The sequence below is a fragment of the Allosphingosinicella sp. genome, assembly GCF_036403745.1.
Lineage (GTDB): Bacteria > Pseudomonadota > Alphaproteobacteria > Sphingomonadales > Sphingomonadaceae > Allosphingosinicella.
Genome location: NZ_DASWQI010000086.1, coordinates 31,148 through 50,106, shown reverse-complemented (window position 1 = coordinate 50,106; position 18,959 = coordinate 31,148). Strand labels below are relative to the sequence as shown.

Here is an 18,959-nt window from a genome sequence, read left to right as displayed (position 1 = left end):
AGGGCTGCTCGGCGGGCCCGTCAGCCCTCTGCGGACGGCTCCCTGACCTGCCGATACCGCTCGCTCCACGTCGCCGCGTCGCCGCGGGACTGTTCGAGGATCGAAGGGATATCGACCTCGGCCGCCGGATCGAGGGCAACGCCGAGATAGTCGGCGGCCTGGCGGACGGCGGCGGCCGGCGCGGCGAGGACGTCTTCGTGCCACATGCGCAAGGGTTCGACTCCGAGGTCGCGGAGCATTTGCTCCCAGAGTTGCTCCTGAAAGGCGATGCCGCGCTCCGCCGCCTCCAGCGCCTCCTGCGAATAATCGAGCGCCGCCGCGCCGCCCTGCTCCTGCTCCTTGCGCCAGATGCCGGACATGGCGGCACGGGCGTAGGAGACGGTCTGCGCGACGCGGTCGCGGCGGCGCAGGTAGACGACGTGGCGCGGCGCGCCCTGCGGCAGCACCGCCGCCAGCACTTCGGCGAGCAATTGCGGGTTGGTCGAATGGAGCGCCTGGAGCTGCGGCGGGAAGGCCTTCAAACCGAAGGCGCCGTTGGGCGAGGTGCGGCGCTTCAGCACCGAGCGCCAGAGGTTCAGCTGGGCGTCGGGCGATTTCGCGGCGAAGAAATAGGGGCCGGCGGGATCGAAGTTCAGATATTCGAGCGGCGCGCCGAGGCAGCCGGTCCGCCACAAAACGTGGCTGAAATAGGTGCTGCCGGCGCGGGGGACGGAGGCGAGGAGGTAGGCGACCTCCGGCGCGCGCGCGTACGGCGGGAAGTCGTATTTGCCCTCATAACCCGTCTCGATGTTTTCCAGCACGCGCGCCTCCGCAGGGAGCCCAATCTCTAGCCGCCGCCGCGCCCGGTTTGAACCGGGTTTCGCGTCGCAAACCGCTGCGGGTTCATTTCGCGCCCGTTTTGGTCCATGATGGCCTGGAACGGCCCCGGGGGCGGGGCCGCTTCGCACAGGGGACCGACCATGACCATGATCTCGCACGCGATCCGCTTCGGGGCCGCGACGCTGGCGCTCGTCGCCGCGACGCCCGCTCTGGCCCAGCCCGCGCCAGGAGGCACCGCCGCCGCCGCGCAGGCCGAGGCGACGCCCGAGAACAGCATCGTCGTCACCGGCTCGCGCATCCGCCGCGATCCGCTGAGTCAGGACCAGCCGGTCACCTTCGTCGATTCCGAGGACATCGCCCGCACCGGCCTCAGCTCCGTCGCCGACCTCCTCCAGCGCCTGCCGAGTTCGGGCGGCGCGCTGAACAGCCGGTTCAACAACAGCGGCAATTTCGGCAACCCGCCCGACGGCGGCGGCGTCGGCGCCGGCGCGGCCGAGGTGGACCTGCGCTACCTCGGCTCGAAGCGGGTCCTCGTCCTCGTCGACGGGCTGCGCTACGTGAACGGCGCCTCGGCCAGCGGCGTGCCGGGCTCGACCGACCTGAACTCGATTCCCGAGAGCATGATCGACCGGATCGAAGTGCTGCAGGACGGCGCCTCCGCGGTCTACGGCTCCGACGCCATCGCCGGCGTCGTCAACATCATCACCCGGAAGAAGCAGCAGGGCCTCAGGCTCTCCGCCCAGGCCGGCGTCTTCGGCCAGGGCGACGGCGCCGGCTACAATTTCCAGGGCAGCTGGGGCACGCATTTCGGCGGCACCGACATCGTCGTCGGCGGCAATTACGTGCGCCAGGATGCGATCAGCTCAGGCGACCGGTCGATCTCGCTCTTCCCGACGCCGGGCACCACCGCCTGCGACTCCTCGTGCAGCTCGGGAACGCCGCTCGGCCGCTTCATCGTGCTCGGCCAGAGCCTGACCTTGAAGGGCCCGGTGCTGACCGGCCGCCCGCGCTACACCCCGGCCGATCCGACCGGCCCGAACAGCGATTTCAAGGCGTTCACCACCGCCGACCGCTTCAACTTCGCGCCGTACAATTTCATCCAGACGCCCCTCGAACGCTACGGCGCCTTCGCGAACCTCACGCAGGAGATCGGCAGCGGCGTCAGGCTGTCGGTGAAGGCGCTCTACAACCGGCGCAACTCGAAGAACCAGGCGGCGCCGCTGCCTTTGTTCGTCGGTCCGGACGCCGGCAACGGCAATCTCCTCGACACCATCTCCATTTCGGCGACCAACCCGTTCAACCCGTTCGGCGTCACGCTCGACGCGTCGAACTATTCCTTCATCGGCCGCCGCTTCGTCGAGAACGGGCCGCGCCGCTACAGCCAGCAGGTCGATACCTATTACGGGACGGCGACGCTCGACGGCCAGTTCGACGTCGGCGGGCGCAGCTGGAACTGGGACATAAATGGCCTGTGGGGGCGCAACACGGCCAAGCAGACTGTGCTCGGCAACGTCAACGCCGCCAACGTCGCCCGCGCGCTCGGCCCGGTCGCTGCCTGCACGGCGCCGTGTGTCCCGTTCAACATCTTCGGCGGGGCGGGATCGATCACCCAGCCGATGATCGACTATATCGCCTTCACCCAGCGCGACAGCAGTAAGCAGCGCGTGTGGGACGTCAGCGCCAACATCACCGGCAGCCTGTTCGACCTGCCCGGCGGGGCATTGGGAATGGCGATCGGCGCCGAGCATCGCGACCAGAGCGGGCGGTTCGACCCCGATCCGACGGTCGCGGCGGGGCTCGGCTCCGACATTCCGGCGCTGCCGACGCGGGGCAGCTTCAACGTCAACGAAGTCTATGGCGAGCTGCGCGCGCCCTTGCTCGCCAAGACGCCCGGGTTCGAGAAGCTCGAACTGTCGTTCGCGGCCCGCTATTCCGATTATTCGACCTCGGGCTCGAAGACGACGTTCAAGGCCGGGGCCGACTGGAAACCGGTCCGCGACCTCCTCTTCCGCGGCAGCTGGGCGCAGGGTTTCCGGGCGCCGTCGATCGGCGAATTGTTCGGCACGCCCTCACGCTTCGACCAGGAGATCGTCGATCCCTGCTCGGCGATCGGCGGAGCGATCCCCTCCGCCGTCCGCGCCAATTGCATCGCCGCGGGCGTGCCGGCCAACGGCAGCTACGTGCAGGCCAACCCGCAGCTCCCGGTCATCACCGGCGGCAACCGCAATCTGAAGGCCGAGACGTCGGAGAGCTACGGCTTCGGCGGCGTCTACAGCCCGAGCTGGATCCCGCGCCTGTCGCTGGAGGGCAATTATTTCCACTACAAGGTGAAGGGCGCGATCCAGGCGATCGACGCCGGCACCCTGCTCGGCCGCTGCACCGCCAGCGCCGACGCCTTCAGCTGCGCGGCGATCACCCGGACGGCCTCCGGCGCCATCGCGCAGATCCGCGGCCTCCTGCAGAACATCGCGTCCATCGAGACGGACGGGGTGGACGCCACGCTCAACTTCCGGACGGGCGAGACGAGCGCCGGCAAGTTCGGCCTGTTCTGGACCAACACCTTCCTGTTCCACTATTCCGTCACCGTGCCGGCGACGGTCGGCACCACCCGCATCGAGCGGGCGGGAACCGAGCAGGGCAGCCCCGACCAGGCGTTCCCGAAATACAAGTCGACGGCGGTGCTCGACTGGTCGCTGCGCGAGTTCGCCGCGTCGCTCACCGGCCGCTATATCGGCGGCGTCACAGAGGGGAATGGCAACCGGCTGCGCCACCGCCTCTACACCGACGTCCAGCTGCGGTGGGACGGCAAGGGGCTCGGCGGCTTCGGCTTCGCGATCGGCGCGAACAACCTCTTCAACGTCTCCCCGCCGGCCTGCTTCGCCTGCGGCCTCAACAACATGGACCCGACAACCTACGACGTGCCGGGCACCTATTGGTACGCCCGGGTGACGTACAAGATGTGAGGGGGCGCTGGGGACAGCCTATCTGGCTGTCCCCTTCCCGCGTCGAAACGGGGACAGTCAGATAGACTGTCCCCGGGGAGCCATTGATCCCCGCCCGCGCCTCCGATACCATCCGCCCGCAACCCGGGGGGGATGACACATGGCCACGCTCGCTGCCGACGCGCCCGTTCAAGCCACGGGGGACGACCGCTTCTTCCTGCGCGCCGCGATTGCGATGGCGCTGACCGTCGCGGCGGGCTTCTCGCTGCAGCTGGCCGCCGGGCGCTCGAGCTTCCATTCGCCGCTGCTCGTCCACGCCCACGCCATCACTTTCATGGGCTGGGTGACGCTCTACCTGCTCCAGAACGTCTTCGTCGCCACCGACCGGATGGCGCTGCACCGCCGGCTGGGCTGGATCGGCGCGGTGTGGCTGGTGCCGATGCTGGTGCTCGGCTGCTGGGTGACGGTCGCGATGGTGCGGCGCGGGCAGGTGCCCTTCTTCTTCCGGCCGCTCCAGTTCCTCGTCTTCGATCCGACGACGCTGTTCGCCTTCATCGGCCTCACCGTAGCGGCCGTGACGCTGCGGCGTGAGACCGCCTGGCACCGGCGCCTCCACTTCTGCGGCATGTCGCTCCTGCTCGGCCCCGCCTTCGGGCGGCTGCTGCCCCTGCCCCTGCTCCAGCCGTGGGCTTGGGAGGTGACGTTCGCGGCGACCCTGCTTTTCCCGGCGGCAGGGGTGATCGCCGACCTGCGGCGCAGCGGCCATGTCCACCCCGCCTGGCGGTGGGGGATCGGCACGATGCTCGCGGTGCTCGTCCTCACCGAGGCAGTCACCTACAGCCCCGTCGGCAACGCCCTCTACGGCCCGGTCACGGCGGGGTCGAAGGGCGCCGCCATCGCGCCCCTCGCCTTCGCGAAACCGCCCCTCGGACCGCAGGTCACGGGGCGCAGCGACGGGGACTGAAGGCTCGCCCGAAACGCGGCAGCCCGGTCGGCCGCCAACTTTCGATCACCGCACGACCTGCATCGTCTCCGCGAAGTCGCGGATGATCGCCTTGGTGCTCTCGTCCGTATCGAAGACGCTGTACCAGCCTTGCGGCTCGTGCGGCGGATCGCCGAGCCAGGCGCGCTCGCCGCGGCGGAAGCCATGGTCGGGGTGGAGCGCCCTCCCCTCGCCGCCCCACGCCCAGAAATTGGCACCGGCGATCGGCCCGCCGGTCGCGGCGCTCTTCTCCACCGCTTGGTAGATGAGGCCGTAGAAACGATCCTTCCACATTGTCGTTGCGGAAGGATCGTAGGAGCCGCCGTCGCGGGGGAAGCCGAATTCCTCGATCACCAGAGGCTTGCCGAGGCGGCGGGCGAAGGCTTCATGCTGCGCAACATAGGTGCGCGATTTCTCGGCGCCGGCGGCCCATGTGCCAGGGAGATCCTTCGCGTCCACCCAGTTCCAGTTGAGCGGCCAGACATGGGCGGTGAGATAGTCGATCTCCGGATTGGCATGCTCCTCGATCACACACGCTGCGTCCTGCAGGCAGGAGTTCAGCCCCTCCGCGCCCGTCGAAACCAAATGGTTGCGGTCGAGCGACTTGATGAGACGCGCCGTGCCTTTCACCCACGCCTGGAAGGCGGGCATCGCGCGCCGCCCCACGGCCTCGCTGCCGCCGGGCCGCGGCTCGTTGGCGAGCTGCCACGCCATGATCGCGGGCTCGCTGGCATAAGCGCGGCCGGTGATGCGGTTGGTGCGGCCGACGACGGCGCGGACATAGTCCCAGTAGAGCCCGACGGCCTTGGGGTTCGAATAGAAGGCGCTCGCGAAATCGGGGAATTCCGGCCAGGGGTGGGCCGGATCGTTCATGTTCACGTAGCGGCCGCCGTTGACGTAGGAGAGGTAGGTCACCATCCCCCCCGACCATTCCCAGAAATTGGTGAGGTAGAGGACCGCCGTCATGCCGCGCCGGCCGATCTCGGCGAGGGCGACGTCGAGGCCGTGGAGCAAGGCTGCATTGTAGGGCGGCGCAGCGGAGCGGAAGGCGGGGGTTACCGAGTTCTTGAGCGGCGACAGTTCGGCGCTGGCGAGGATGCGGACATTGTTGACGCCGAGCGCGGCCAGCCGGTCAAGCTCCCGTGCCAGCCGCGCCCGGTCGCCGAGCGGCGCGGGGGCGCCGAGCCAGGCGGCGTACCACATGTTCGCGCCGACGATCGGGTAGCGCCGCCCGCTGCGCCGGAAGCCGGTCCCCACGCGGCGCACGAAAGGCGAGGCCGGCGCCGGCGCCGCGGCGGTGGCGGCGAGCGCGGCGACGGAGACCAGCAGGTCGCGGCGATTAACAGTCACAAGCGGGTTCCCAGCATCTGTTGGAGGAAGCGGCGGATCTTGCGCCGGAGGTCCGGGCTCGGCGCGCCCAATATCCCGCGTCGCTCGGGGGGCAGGTGCGCGGCCGGATCGCCGCCTTCCCGGAAGACGTAGTGGTCGAACATCGCCCGCCAGGCGCGGCGGTGGGCCGGCGGCAGAGCGGCGAGACCGAGGATGCCGTGGGCGAGCACCTCCATCCCGGCGCCCGCATCGGGGGCCGCGTCGCGCCACCAGTAATTGACGAGGATGTTGAAGCGGTCGAGCGCCTCGACGCCGTGCCACCACAAGGCCGGGATGTAGATGGCGTCGCCGGGGCCGAGCTCCGCCGTGGCGGCGGCGGCGAGGGCGTCGCGGAAGCGGGGATGGGCGGAGAGGTCCGGCTCGCGCAGATCGACCATGCTCGCCGGCTGCCCGGCCATGGTGAAGTCGAGCGGGCCGACATAGAGGTTCGCGACCTGCTCGGGCGGAAACAGAGTGAAGCGGCGGCGGCCGGCGACGACGCAGGCGACATTGTCGGATTCGTCGAAATGGGCGGAGACGGCGCTTTCGTTGCCGATCCAGATGCGTCCGTCCTCGAGCGGCGGCGGCAAGAGGCCGAGGCGGTTCTCACGGTCGAAGCCGGGCAGCACCTGCGCCACCGGGGCCGAGCCGACATAGACGGCGGGCGCGTCCTGGCGGTCGCCGATGCCGGCGATCGCCGCGACGATGCTCCCGAACGCGCCCGGCCGGCGCTCGAAGTTGAAGCCCGAAATGTCGTCGTCCCAGAAGAAGCGGCCGCGGATCGCCGGCGGCCCGACGAACGCCTCCGCCGGGGCGCCGCAATCGAAGCGGTCGAGATAGGCCGCCGCTGCCGCCGTCCCCTCACGCCCCGCCGCGACCGCCGGCCATGCCTCCACCCACCCGCGCAGCACGACCGGCCGGGCCGCCGTGACGATCTCGGCCTGAAACCGCGCGGCGTCGATGCCGGCGACTTCTTCCAAGGGGGCGATGGCTTCGGTCACGTCGCTCCTTCGAAGGCCGGTGCGGCGCAGGCTAGCCGCGCGCCCGGGACAAAAAAAGGCCCCCGCCGCTTGCGCGGAGGGGGCCGAGGACGGCTGGTGGCGCGGCGGCCCTTAGAAGTCGCCGCGAAGGATGAAGGAGAAGCGCCGGTCGTTGACGAAGTAGGAGCGCGGACCGACCAGGCCGGAGAGGGTGAATTGCTGCGAGGTCTTGGTGACCTCGTTCAGCAGGTTCACGCCCTGGACGCCGATCTTGACGCCCTTGCGCAGCGTCACGAACGCCGAGGCGTCGAGCGTGCCGGTCGCCTCGTTGAAGATCGGCGCGTACGGGAAGATCACGTCGGCCGAAGTCAACAGGAAGCGCGAGCGCCAATTGTAGGCGGCACGTAGCGAGATCGGCCCCTTCTCGTAGAAGGCGGTGATGTTGAAATTGTGCTTCGACAATTGCTCGAGCGGCAGGTTGCCGGGCACGCCGTTCGGCGAGGTGTTGGCCGGAAGGCCGCCCGACAGGTAGGAGTTCGGCAGACCCTTGCTCTTGATATAGGTGTAGTTGGCGTTGACGCCGAAGCCCGACAGGAAGCTCGGCAGGAAGTCGAACGTCTGCTGGTAGGAGACTTCGACGCCCTTCACCTTGCCGTGGCCGGGGAAGTTGGCCGGACCGCGGATGAAGGTCGTCTCGGTGACGCCGTTGTTGGTGATGTCGCGGCTGACGATGCTCGAATAGAAGAAGTTCTTCACGTCCTTGTAGAAGGCGTTGACCGTCAGCGAGCCGACCCGGGCGAAATACCATTCGACGCCGGCGTCGAACGTGCTGGCCAGAGCCGGCTTCAGATACGGGTTGCCCGCGGTCGCGACGACCTGGAAGCCGTTGCTGACGTCGGTGCCGATATTGATGAAGTTGCGGATGTTCTGCAGGTCCGGCCGCGCCAGCACCCGCGACGCCGCGATGCGGACGAGGATGTCGCGCGTCACGCCGAACTTCATGTTCAGGCTCGGCAGGAAGTAATGATAGCTGTTCTTCGCGATGTTGGTGACGGAGCCGCCGGTCGCGAATTGCTGCAGCTGCGCATAGGCGGTGGCGCCGATGGTGCAGATGCCGCCGCGCGCGACCGGGACCTGCGGGGCAGGCGGCGGCGGGGTGGTGGGGTCGCAGCGGCCGTTGGTCGCCTGCTGGCCGGTGACCGGATCGATGATCGGCGCGCCGGTGACAGGATCGGTGGCGAGGCGGTGGAACGGATCCTGGATGCCGAGCTGCGTCTGGTCCGGGATCGTGAACGAGCCGACCGAGGTGACGTCGCTGCTGACGTAGCGCAGGCCGATATTGCCATCGAGACGGACGCTGCCGAAGATCGGGTCGTCCTTGCCGAAGTTCAGCATCGCATAGGCTTCGGTGTCGCGCTGGTCGGTCGGCTGGATCTCGTTGGGCAAGAAATCCGTGCCCGGGACGACACCGGCCCGCTCATAGGTCGGCACCCAGCGGTTGGTGGCGGTGGCGCCGTTCAGGCTGTGCCAGATGTCGTTCAGCGACTTGAAATAGTCCGCCGAACCCGCGCGGTTGGCGATGAGGTCGCCGTTATAATAATAACCGCCGACCGGCCCCGGAGTCGCGCCGCGGAAGAAGTTCGGGAAGGTGAAGAAATTGACGTTGCTGAGGCCGCCCTGCTGCACCGTCACCGGCGTGCCGGACCAGATCTCGCTGATCGCGCCCCAATTGTAGGTGGTGTAGCGGACCGTCTCGTCGCGGTCGGCGAAGCGGGCGCCGAACTTGGCGCGCTTCAGGAACGGAATGTCCTGGTTGATGTCGTAGGCGATGTCGGCGCGGAATGCATATTCATGGCCGGTCGAATGCTCGACATGGTCCATCGCGGCGCGCCAGAACTGGACGTTCGGATCCTGGAAATATTGCGCGTCGGTCTCGCCCGCGATGCGCGGGTTCGGCGTCGCCCAGGTGGCGGCGAGGGTCAGCGGCTTGTGCGGGATCAGCACGGGCAGCGCGCCGCGCAGGTCGAGCTCCTCGTCCGCGAAGGTCGCGCCGAACACGCTCATGTCGATATTGTCGTGGCGTGCCTGGGTGTAGTCGGCATCCAAGTTGAGCGAGAGGCGCTCGGTCGGGCGGAACTTGAAATTGAGGGCATAGTCGTTGACCAGATTGTGGTCGAGGACCTGCCGCCGCGAGAGCTGCTGCTGGATGCCGCCGGTCGGGACGTTCGAGGTCGCGCTGCCGCTCGAGGCGTTGCGCCAGCCGGTGCCCGGCAGGGTGATGTAGCCCGATTCGAAGATGTTGTTGGCGTCGTAGATATAGTTGGTGAAGCTGCCGGTGCGGCATTCCGCCCGGGTGGTGCCGCCGGGGCCGTTGCCGTTCTGGGCGCAGCCCTTGGGGTAGGTATTGTATTCGGAAAGGTCCGGCGCGCTCTCGAAGGTGTGCTCGCCCCACGCATTGGTCGAATCGGTGCGCAGGAATTGGGCGGTCAGCGAGGCGCGGCGGTCGAGGCTCTCCCACTGGCCGGCGAGCGCAATGCCCTTGCGCTTATGGTCGTAATCCTGGGTGCGGAACTGGCCGCCGAGCGGCGCGTAGGCGGTCGGCAGCAAATCGGCGAACCCGTTGCCGCCAGCGGCGCCGGTGGCGCTGCAGCCTGCCGGGAATTGTTGCACGTCGGTGTTCGACGGCAGCAGGTTGCGGCAGACCGACGGGCCGTTATTGGCGCCGGCGACGGTCGTCCCGTTGCGGGTCTGGAAGTTGGTGACCTGGATGCCGTCCGAGCGGTTCATCAGGCGCGAATAGGAGACGTCGGCGAGCAGGCCGACGCGGCCGAAGCTGGTGTCGAACGTGTCGCTGATGAGGAAGGAGCCGGTCGGCGTCCACTTCTTGCGCATGTCCGTATAATTGGCCTCTGCGTCGAAGCCGAAGTGCAGGCCCTTATGGTCGAACGGCAGGCGCGTGTTGAGGTTGACCGTGCCGGCAAGGCCGCCCTCGATCATGTCGGCGGTCGTGTTCTTGTAGACCTCGACCGAGCCGAGCAGCTCGGACGGGACGTCGGCGAAGTTGATCGACTGGCCGCCGACGCCGGCGGAGAAGGTGTCGCGCCCGTTGAACTCGGAACGGACGAAATTGAGGCCGCGGATGACGACGCCCGAACCCTCCACCGAGAAGTGGTCGGGGTCGTTCGAACCGGCGAAGCGGTTGATCGACACGCCCGGCACGCGCTGCAGCGCCTCGGTGACGGACCGGTCGGGGAGGGCGCCGATGTCCTGGGCGGTGATCGCGTCGACGACGGTGTCGGCGTTGCGCTTCAAATTCTGCGAATTGGCGAGGCTCTGCCGGATGCCGGTGACGACGATGGCACTGTCATCCTCGGGCGTCGCCGGCTGGTCGGTGGTCTGGCTGGTGCGGTTGTCCGGCGCCGAATTCTGGTTCGACTGCTGGACCTGGCCGGCTGTGCCGCTGGTACTCTGCGGGTTGCCCGCAGTCGCGGGAGAGGTCGGCGTCTGCGCGAACGCCGGCGCGGAAGCCGCGAAGGCGCACACGGCCAGCAGCGACGCGCCCGAGCGCAGCAACGACGCGCGCTTGGTAAACTCGCTCTCGCAAACAGGCATGCGGGCTGACAGAGCCATGGAAATCCCCTCCTAAAACCACTTATGGTAGCGCTAACAAATAGCCGCGCGACCGTTCTCGTTGCGGCGCTGGATACCCCGACGTTCATCCGGGAGCAAGGGGCGGGCGCATGCCCGCTGCGCTTATCGTACCGAAATTGGTCGGATATGTGACGGGTTTGCAACAGCAAGGCGGCGGCCATGCATACATAACCGCGCGCGCGGAGGCCGCGTTCTCGCAGCCCGGGGCCGCGTTGACCGGCCGCGCCGCCGGGTCCTAAACAGCCGTTCCCGGGGGACGCGCCGTGAGAGATGCTGCGCAAAAAGTGAACGTTACCATCATCGGCGGCGGCACCGCCGGCTGGATGAGTGCGGCCGCGCTCGCCAAGCTGCTGCCGACCCGCTGCAACGTGCACCTGATCGAGTCGGAAGCGATCGGCATCGTGGGCGTTGGCGAGGCGACCCTGCCCCACATCCGCGCGTTCAACGAGCGGCTGGGAATCGACGAAGCCGAGTTCATGGCCACCACCCGCGCCACCTTCAAGCTCGGCATCGAGTTCGTGAACTGGGCGCGGATCGGCGACAGCTACATTCACCCGTTCGGCACCTTCGGCCGTGGCACCGGCGAGCCCGATTTCCACCATTATTGGCTGCGCCTGCGCCAGGCGGGGCACGACGTTCCAGACCTCGAAGATTATTCGCTGGCCTGCATGATGGCCCGGCTCGGCCGCTTCGACCTGCCGTCGCGCGACCCGTCCGAGCTGACCTCGACCTTCGGCTACGCCTACCAGTTCGACGCGACCCTGTTCGCGCCCTATTTGCGCCGCCTGGCCGAAGGCCTCGGCGTTCGCCGCACGGAAGGCCGCATCGTCGGCGTCGACCGCGACGGCGAGAGCGGCGATGTCACCGGCCTCACGCTCGAGAGCGGCGAGGAGATTGGCGGCGACCTGTTCGTCGACTGCTCGGGCTTCGTGTCGCTGCTGCTCGGCAAGACGCTGGGCGAGCCGTTCCAGGACTGGTCGAAATGGCTCCCCAACGACCGCGCCACCGCCATGCCCTGCCGCACCGAGACGGCGCTCACCCCCTATACGGGCGTCATCGCGATGGACTCCGGCTGGCGCTGGCGCATCCCGCTCCAGAACCGCACCGGCAACGGCTACGTCTATCCGAGCGCCTTTCTCTCCGACGACAAGGCCGCCGAAGCGCTCATCGCCGCAGTCGAGGGCGAGCCGATCGCCGACCCCCGCGTGCTGCGCTTCACGGCGGGACGGCGGGAGCGCAGCTGGGTCAACAACGTCGTCGGCGTCGGCCTCGCCTCGGGCTTTCTCGAGCCGCTCGAATCGACCAGCATCTACCTCATCCAGGCGGCGATCACCGCGCTCATCGAGCTGTTCCCGGACGGCAGCGGCTCGCCGGTGCTGCGCGACGAATTCAACCGGCTGATCGACCTCGAATATGACCGCATCCGCGACTTCCTGATCCTCCACTACCACGCCACGGAGCGCACCGATTCGGAGTTCTGGAATTACGTCCGGACGATGGACGTCCCCGACACGCTCCGGGAGAAGATCGAACTGTTCCGGCGCCGCGGCCGGGTCGTCAAATATCGCGAGGGCGTGTTCCTGGATGCGAGCTGGATCGCCGTTTATCTCGGCCAGCGCATCATCCCCGAAGGCCATGACATGCGCGCCGACGGGCCGGCCGCCGAAACTTTGCTGCGGGCGATGGAGACGTTCCGCGCCGAGGTTCGCGGCGTCGCCGAGACCATGCCCGATCATCTCGGCCACATTTCGCGCTACTGTCCGATGGCAGCGTGAGGATGGTAGCGTGAACATGGCCGCGGGACCGGTCCGCAGCGTGCTGATCGCCGGCGGCGGCATTGTCGGCTGGTCGGCCGCGGCGATGCTGCGCAAGCGCATCCCGTCGCTGGCGGTGACGATCGTGCCGCTGCCGCCGCCAGAGGACGCGCTCGCTGACCGGCTGCAGAGCAGTCTCCCCTCGATCGTCAACTGGCACGACGATCTCGGCCTCACCGAGGCCGACACGGTCGTCCGCGCCGGCAGCGGCTTTCGGCTCGGAACATTGTTCGAAGGATGGAACGCGAGCCTCCCCTCCTACGTCCACGCTTATGGCGAATATGGCCGGCCGTTCGGCACCGCCTCCTTCCACCAGCATTGGGCCCGCGCCGCCCTCGCCGGGGATGCGGCGCCGTTCGACGCCCACGCCCCGGCCGCCGTCCTCGCCCGCGCCGGCCGCTTCGTGCCGCCGGCGGGAGAGCCGGGGGCGCCGCTCGCCGGCTTCGCCTACGGCCTCACCCTGACGCCGGCGCGCTACCACCACCTCATCCGCGCCTACGCCCTGCACCTCGGCGCCGTGGAGCGGCCTGGCGCCCTCGCCCGCGTCCGGGTCGGCGGCGACAGCGGGTTCATCGAGGCGCTGGAGATGGAGGGCGGACGGGCGCTCGAAGCCGACCTGTTCGTCGACGCCACCGGCCCCCGCGCGCTGCTCCGCTCGGCGATCGGCGTGAGGCTGGAGGAATGGCGGCGCTGGCTTCCCTGCGACCGCGTCAGCCTTGTCGAAACGCCCGCTCCCGTGGAGCCGCCGGTGCTCGATACCGTCACCGCCGCCACCTCCGGTTGGCGCTGGCGTTCGGCCTCGCCCCTGACAGGAAGCGAAGGCCATGTCTTCAGCGCCGCGCATTCGGACGAACCGGGCTTCGCGCTGGAGCAGGGCCGCATTTCGCAGCCGTGGCTCAAGAATTGCGTCGCGATCGGCGACGCGGCCGTGCGGGTCGAGCCGTTGGAATGGACCAACCTCCACCTCGCCCACAGCGCCATCGATCGTGTTGTCGCGATGATGCCGGACCGCAGCTTCAACCCGGTGGAACTGTGGGATTATAACCGCCAGTCCGCCGCCGAGGCCGACCGGGTGCGCGATTTCCTCGCCGTCCATTATATCGCCTCGAACCGGCCGGAGCCCTTCTGGCGCGACGCCGCCGCGGCCGAGCCGCCGCCTTCCCTCGCCCACACCCTGACCTTGTTCCGCGAGCGCGGCCGCTTGCCGTTCCACGAGGAAGAGACGTTCGCGCGCGACAGCTGGCTTGCCGTCCTGCTCGGCCAGGGCCTATTGCCGCGCGCCACCGACCCGCTGATCGACACCGTCCCGCCGGGCGAGTCGGCGGCGGCGATGGCGCGGATGCGGAGCGCGATCGAGGCCCTGGTGCCCGGCGTGCCGACCCACGCCGCCACCCTGGCCAATTTGATGAGGCAGCCCTCGCGATGAACGAACATACGATCCGGAGCGTCGTCATCGTCGGCGGCGGCACCGCCGGCTGGATGGCCGCCGCGGCCTTCTCGCGCTTCCTGAACAACGGCGCGACGACGATCACGCTCATAGAATCGGACGAGATCGGCATCGTCGGCGTCGGCGAGGCGACGATCCCGCCGCTCATCACCTTCAACCGCATGCTCGGCATCAACGAGAACGAGTTCGTCGCGGCGACCCAGGGCTCGTTCAAGCTCGGCATCGAATTCGTCAATTGGACCGAGGTCGGCGAGCGCTATTTCCATCCGTTCGGCAGCCATGGCCACGATCTCGAAGGCGTCCACTTCCACCAGCTCTATCTGCGCGAGCGACAGCGGCGGGTGATGCAGGACATCTCCGCCTGGTCGATGAGCGCCGTCGCCGCGCAGCTCGGCCGCTACGGCCGTCCCGGACCCGAGGCGCAATTCCCGCTCAACCAGCTCAACTACGCCTTCCATTTCGACGCCTCGCTCTACGGCAAATATCTGCGCGGCTATGCCGAGCGCGGCGGCGTCCGGCGGGTCGAGGGCAAGGTCGTCGACGTGGCGCAGCGGCCCGAGGACGGCTTCGTCACCTCCGTCACCCTGGCCGACGGGCAGCAGGTGGAGGGCGAATTGTTCATCGACTGCTCGGGCTTTCGCGGGCTCCTCATCGAGCAGGCGCTGAAGACCGGCTACGAGGATTGGTCGCACTGGCTTCCCGCCGACCGCGCCATTGCCCTTCCCACCACCTATCAGGGCGAGCCCGATCCCTTCACCCGCGCCACCGCCCACGCCAAGGGCTGGCAATGGCGGATCCCGTTGCAGAGCCGGATGGGCAACGGCATCGTCTATTCGAGCAAGTTCATGGACGACGACGAGGCGCTGGCGACGCTGCAGGCGAATCTGGAGGGCGAGCCGCTCGCCGACCCCCGCCGCCTCGCCTTCACCACCGGACGGCGCAAGCGCGCCTGGAACGCCAACGTCGTCTCGATGGGCCTCGCCTCCGGCTTCATCGAGCCGCTCGAATCGACGAGCATCCACTTTGTCCAGTCGGGTATCGCCCGGCTTATCGCCCTGTTCCCCGACCGCCGCTTCAACCCGGTCGAGCGCGACGAATATAACCGCCAGATGCAGGACATGTTCGAGGACGTGAGGGACTTCATCGTCCTTCACTACAATGCGACGCGCCGGACGGATTCGCCCTTCTGGGACTATTGCCGCACGATGGAGGTGCCCGAGAGCCTGAAGCGGCGGACGGACCTGTGGAAGGCCAAGGGCCGCCTGTTCCGCGAGGGCTTCGAACTGTTCTCGACGACCAGCTGGGTCGCGGTGATGCTCGGCCAGGGCATCGTGCCGGAGGAATATGAGCCCGCCGTCGACGCCCTCGACGAGGACAGGGTCGGCGACGCGCTCGAGCAGATGCGTCAGGCGATCCTCGCCACCGCCGAGCGGCTCCCGACCCACGGCGAGTTCATCTCGATGACCTGCGCCGCCCAGGGCGCCGCGCCCAAGCCGCCGCTGCCGGAGTTCGTGTTCTGAGGACCGACAATATCCGCAAGATCGTCGTGGTCGGCGGCGGCACCGCCGGCTGGATGTCGGCCGCCGCGCTCGCCACCGTCATCGGGCCGCTGCCCGGCCTCACCATCGAGCTCGTCGAATCGGACGAGATCGGCACGGTCGGCGTCGGTGAGGCGACGATCCCGCAGATCGTCCTGTTCAACAAATTGCTCGGTATCGACGAGGCCGATTTCGTCCGCGCCACCAACGCGACATACAAGCTCGGCATCGAATTTCGCGACTGGACCCGCATCGGCCACCGCTACATCCACCCGTTCGGCTTCTACGGAATCGACATGCTGGGCGTGGAATTCCACCACCATTGGCTGAAGGGCCTGTCGCTGGGCGACACCGCCTCGCTCGACGCTTACTCGCTCGGCGCCGTGGCCGCGCTCGCCTCCAAATTTGATCACCCGCGGCCCGACCAGCCCAACTCCCCCCTCGCGCGCATCGGCTACGCCTTCCAGTTCGATGCCAGCCTCTACGCCCGCTACCTGCGCGGCCTCTCCGAAGCGCAAGGGGTGGTCCGCACCGAAGGCCGGATCGTCGACGTCATCCAGAATGGAGAGACCGGCCATGTCGAGGCGGTCACCCTGCAGAGCGGCGCCCGCGTCGAGGGCGATCTGTTCATCGACTGCTCGGGCTTCCGCGGCCTGCTCATCGAGCAGACCCTAGGCGCCGGCTTCGAGGATTGGGGCAAATGGCTGCCCTGCGACCGCGCCTTCGCGGTACCGTGCGAGAGTTCGGGCGACCGCCAGCCCCTCACCCGCTCGACCGCGCGGCCCGCCGGCTGGCAATGGCGCATCCCGCTCCAGCACCGCACCGGCAACGGCTATGTCTATTCCTCGGAGCATATCAGCGACGACGAAGCCGCCGCGACCCTCCTCGCCAACCTGGACGCCCCCGCCCTCGCCGACCCCAAGCCGCTGCGCTTCCGGGCCGGGCATCGCCGCAAGGCCTGGGTCAAGAACGTCGTCGCTTTGGGCCTCGCCGGCGGGTTCCTCGAGCCGCTCGAATCGACGTCGATCCACCTGGTCCAGTCCGGCCTCGCTCGCCTCCTCACCCTGTTCCCGAGCCGCAAGTTCGACCAGGCGGAGATCGACCGCTACAACGCCCTGACCGAGCAGGAATATGTCGACATCCGCGATTTCCTCGTCCTCCACTACAAGGCGACGGAGCGCGACGACACGCCCTTCTGGAATTATTGCCGCACCTTGCCGCCGCCCGAGGGTCTGGCCGGAAAGCTCGAGATGTTCCGCCGCAACGGCCGCGTCATCCGCGAGCATAATGAGCTGTTCACCGAGACGAGCTGGCTCTCCGTCATGGTCGGCCAAGGCATCGAAGCGGGCGGCTACCACCCCGCCGCCGATATCCTTCCCGACGCCGAGACTTTGACCCGCCTCGCCCACATCCGCGAGGTGGTGGCCGGCACGGCGGAGCTGATGCCGACCCAGGAGCAGTTCCTCCACGACAGCGGCGGCTTCTCGGGCCAGAGCCTCCGCCGTCCCGCCTGATGCCGCTCCCCGCCCCCCGTCCCATCCCCGAGCGCGGCCCCGTCGACCGCGCCGTCTTCGACGCCGAGATCCGCCCGGCCGGTCGGCCGATCGTCCTGCGCGGCCAGGCGGCCGACTGGCCCGCCGTCGCCGCCGCCCGCAGCTCGGACGAGGCGTTTGTCGCCTACCTCAAGGCCTTCCGACCCGACGACCGCCCGGTCGGCGCCATCGTCGGCCAGCCGGAGATCGAGGGGCGTTTCTTCTACACCGAAGACCTCACCGCCCTCAATTTCACCCGCGGCCTCTCGCCGCTCTTCCCGTTCCTCGACCGCCTGCTCCGCGACCGCGGCCACCCCGCCCCGATCGCCATGGCGGTCCAGTCCGAAACCATCCCCGAGCTGCTCCCCGGGTTCGAGCGCGCCAATTCCCTCCCTCTGCTCGATCCGGCGATCCCGCCGCGCGCCTGGATCGGCAACGCCATCCGCGTCGCCGCCCATTACGATCTGATGGAGAATGTCGGCGTCGTCGTCGCCGGCCGCCGCCGCTTCACCCTGTTCCCGCCCGAACAGCTGCCCAACCTTTATCCGGGCCCGTTCGAGCTCACTCCCGCTGGAACGCCCGTCAGCCTCGTCGACCTCGCCGCCCCGGACCTCGCCCGTTTCCCGCGCTACGCCGAGGCCGCCGCCCACGCCGAGACGGCGACGCTCGAACCGGGCGACGCGCTCTACATCCCCTTCCACTGGTGGCACGCCGTCGATTCGCTCGCGCCGGTGAACCTCTTTGTCAATTACTGGTGGAACGACGCCGCGGCCGCCGCGAAGACCATCGACCCGGGTGCGGCGACGAGCGGCTACGACGCCCTCCTCCACGCCCTCTACGCCTTCAAGGCGCTCCCTCCCGAGCAGCGCGCCGTGTGGCGGATGGTGCTCGACCATTATGTGTTCGAGGCGAACGGAGACCCCGCCGCCCACCTCCCCGCCCACGCCAAGGGCATCCTCGCGCCCCCGGGGCCCGAGCAACAGGCCCGCCTCGCCGCGATGCTGCGCCAGGCGCTGGCGCGGCGGTAGCACCCGGTGCACGCGCGTACGCCGGCGTTGCGGGGCTGCGCGCCACCCGGCATACAAGCGCGATGCAGGCCTACCAGCAGCTCCTCCGCCGCATCCTCGACGAGGGGGTGGCCCAGCCGGACCGCACCGGCACCGGCACCCTCTCCGTGTTCGGCCACCAGATGCGCTTTGACCTCGCCGAGGGCTTCCCGCTGGTTACCACCAAGAAGCTGCACCTACGCTCGATCGTCATCGAATTGCTGTGGTTCCTGAGGGGCGACACCAACACGCGCTGGCTCCAGGAGAACAAGGTCAGCATCTGGGACGAATGGGCCGACGAGGCCGGCGACCTAGGCCCCGTCTACGGCAAGCAGTGGCGCGACTGGGAGGCGCCCGACGGCCGGCATATCGACCAGATCAAGGAGCTGCTCGACCTCATCCGCCGTGACCCCGCCTCGCGCCGCCAGATCGTCTCCGCCTGGAATCCGGCGGACCTTCCTAAGATGGCGCTGGCGCCCTGCCATTGCCTGTTCCAGACCCAGGTCGCGAACGGCCGCCTGAACCTCCAGCTCTACCAGCGTAGCGCCGACGTCTTCCTCGGTGTCCCGTTCAATATCGCCAGCTATGCCCTCCTCGCCCACATGCTGGCGCAGCAGGCGGGGCTGGAGCCGGGCGTGTTCGTGTGGACCGGCGGCGACTGCCACCTTTATTCGAACCATCTCGGCCAGGCCCGCCTCCAGCTCACCCGCGACCCGCGGCCGCTGCCGACGCTGACGATCCGCCGCACCCCGGACGCGATCGACCAGTATGAATATGAGGATTTCGAGATCGGCGGCTACGAGCCCCACCCGCACATCAAAGCGCCGGTGGCGGTGTGAC

At 68.6% G+C, this 18,959-nt stretch carries 12 protein-coding genes; 8 read left to right on the top strand and 4 right to left on the bottom strand.

Going from position 1 to position 18,959, the window contains the following annotated elements; genetic code table 11:
- Nucleotides 1-20: 20 nt before the first annotated feature.
- Nucleotides 21-800: a Stf0 family sulfotransferase gene (locus tag VGC56_RS16750; RefSeq protein ID WP_464126704.1), complete on the bottom strand. Its 780-nt coding sequence runs from the start codon at nt 798-800 to the stop codon at nt 21-23.
- A gap of 159 nt (nt 801-959) precedes the next feature.
- On the opposite strand from VGC56_RS16750, the gene VGC56_RS16745 reads away from it, so the two are divergent.
- A complete protein-coding gene (locus VGC56_RS16745) occupies nt 960-3,782 on the top strand; it encodes a TonB-dependent receptor domain-containing protein (protein ID WP_464126702.1) in 2,823 nt (940 codons plus the stop codon).
- 139 nt (nt 3,783-3,921) lie between these two features.
- Nucleotides 3,922-4,725, top strand: coding sequence for a hypothetical protein (locus VGC56_RS16740; RefSeq protein WP_464126700.1), 804 nt, complete (start codon nt 3,922-3,924; stop codon nt 4,723-4,725).
- A gap of 45 nt (nt 4,726-4,770) precedes the next feature.
- On the opposite strand, the gene VGC56_RS16735 is transcribed toward VGC56_RS16740, so the two are convergent.
- The 3 genes from VGC56_RS16735 to VGC56_RS16725 all read right to left on the bottom strand — a co-directional run bounded on the left by VGC56_RS16735 (nt 4,771) and on the right by VGC56_RS16725 (nt 10,721).
- Entirely contained in the window at nt 4,771-6,093 is a 1,323-nt protein-coding gene (locus tag VGC56_RS16735) for a glycoside hydrolase 5 family protein (RefSeq protein ID WP_464126698.1), read from the bottom strand.
- A complete protein-coding gene (locus VGC56_RS16730) occupies nt 6,090-7,112 on the bottom strand; it encodes a cupin-like domain-containing protein (protein ID WP_464126696.1) in 1,023 nt (340 codons plus the stop codon). The genes VGC56_RS16735 and VGC56_RS16730 overlap by 4 nt, the downstream gene beginning before the upstream one ends.
- Nucleotides 7,113-7,223: 111 nt before the next feature.
- Complete coding sequence (locus VGC56_RS16725; protein ID WP_464126694.1) at nt 7,224-10,721, bottom strand: TonB-dependent receptor; 3,498 nt, start codon at nt 10,719-10,721, stop codon at nt 7,224-7,226.
- A gap of 344 nt (nt 10,722-11,065) precedes the next feature.
- Here VGC56_RS16725 and VGC56_RS16720 point away from each other — a divergent pair, with 344 nt between their 5' ends.
- The 6 genes from VGC56_RS16720 (at nt 11,066) to VGC56_RS16695 (ending at nt 18,958) form a co-directional block, all read left to right on the top strand.
- The gene (locus VGC56_RS16720; protein WP_464126747.1) at nt 11,066-12,517 is read left to right on the top strand and encodes a tryptophan halogenase family protein; all 1,452 of its coding nucleotides are present in this window, start codon (nt 11,066-11,068) and stop codon (nt 12,515-12,517) included.
- 16 nt (nt 12,518-12,533) lie between these two features.
- Nucleotides 12,534-13,982: a tryptophan halogenase family protein gene (locus tag VGC56_RS16715; protein ID WP_464126692.1), complete on the top strand. Its 1,449-nt coding sequence runs from the start codon at nt 12,534-12,536 to the stop codon at nt 13,980-13,982.
- Nucleotides 13,979-15,523 carry a tryptophan halogenase family protein gene (locus VGC56_RS16710; RefSeq protein WP_464126690.1) on the top strand — a complete coding sequence of 515 codons (1,545 nt, stop codon included), beginning with the start codon at nt 13,979-13,981 and terminating at the stop codon, nt 15,521-15,523. The genes VGC56_RS16715 and VGC56_RS16710 overlap by 4 nt, the downstream gene beginning before the upstream one ends.
- Before the next feature lie 53 nt (nt 15,524-15,576).
- Nucleotides 15,577-17,055 carry a tryptophan halogenase family protein gene (locus VGC56_RS16705; protein WP_464126746.1) on the top strand — a complete coding sequence of 493 codons (1,479 nt, stop codon included), beginning with the start codon at nt 15,577-15,579 and terminating at the stop codon, nt 17,053-17,055.
- Nucleotides 17,055-18,101, top strand: a complete 1,047-nt coding sequence (locus tag VGC56_RS16700; RefSeq protein WP_464126688.1) for a cupin-like domain-containing protein — start codon at nt 17,055-17,057, stop codon at nt 18,099-18,101. Before VGC56_RS16705 ends, VGC56_RS16700 begins: the two co-directional genes overlap by 1 nt.
- A 62-nt stretch (nt 18,102-18,163) precedes the next feature.
- Nucleotides 18,164-18,958 (top strand): thymidylate synthase, encoded by a 795-nt coding sequence (locus VGC56_RS16695; protein ID WP_464126686.1) that lies wholly within the window; start codon nt 18,164-18,166, stop codon nt 18,956-18,958.
- Nucleotide 18,959: the final 1 nt, after the last annotated feature.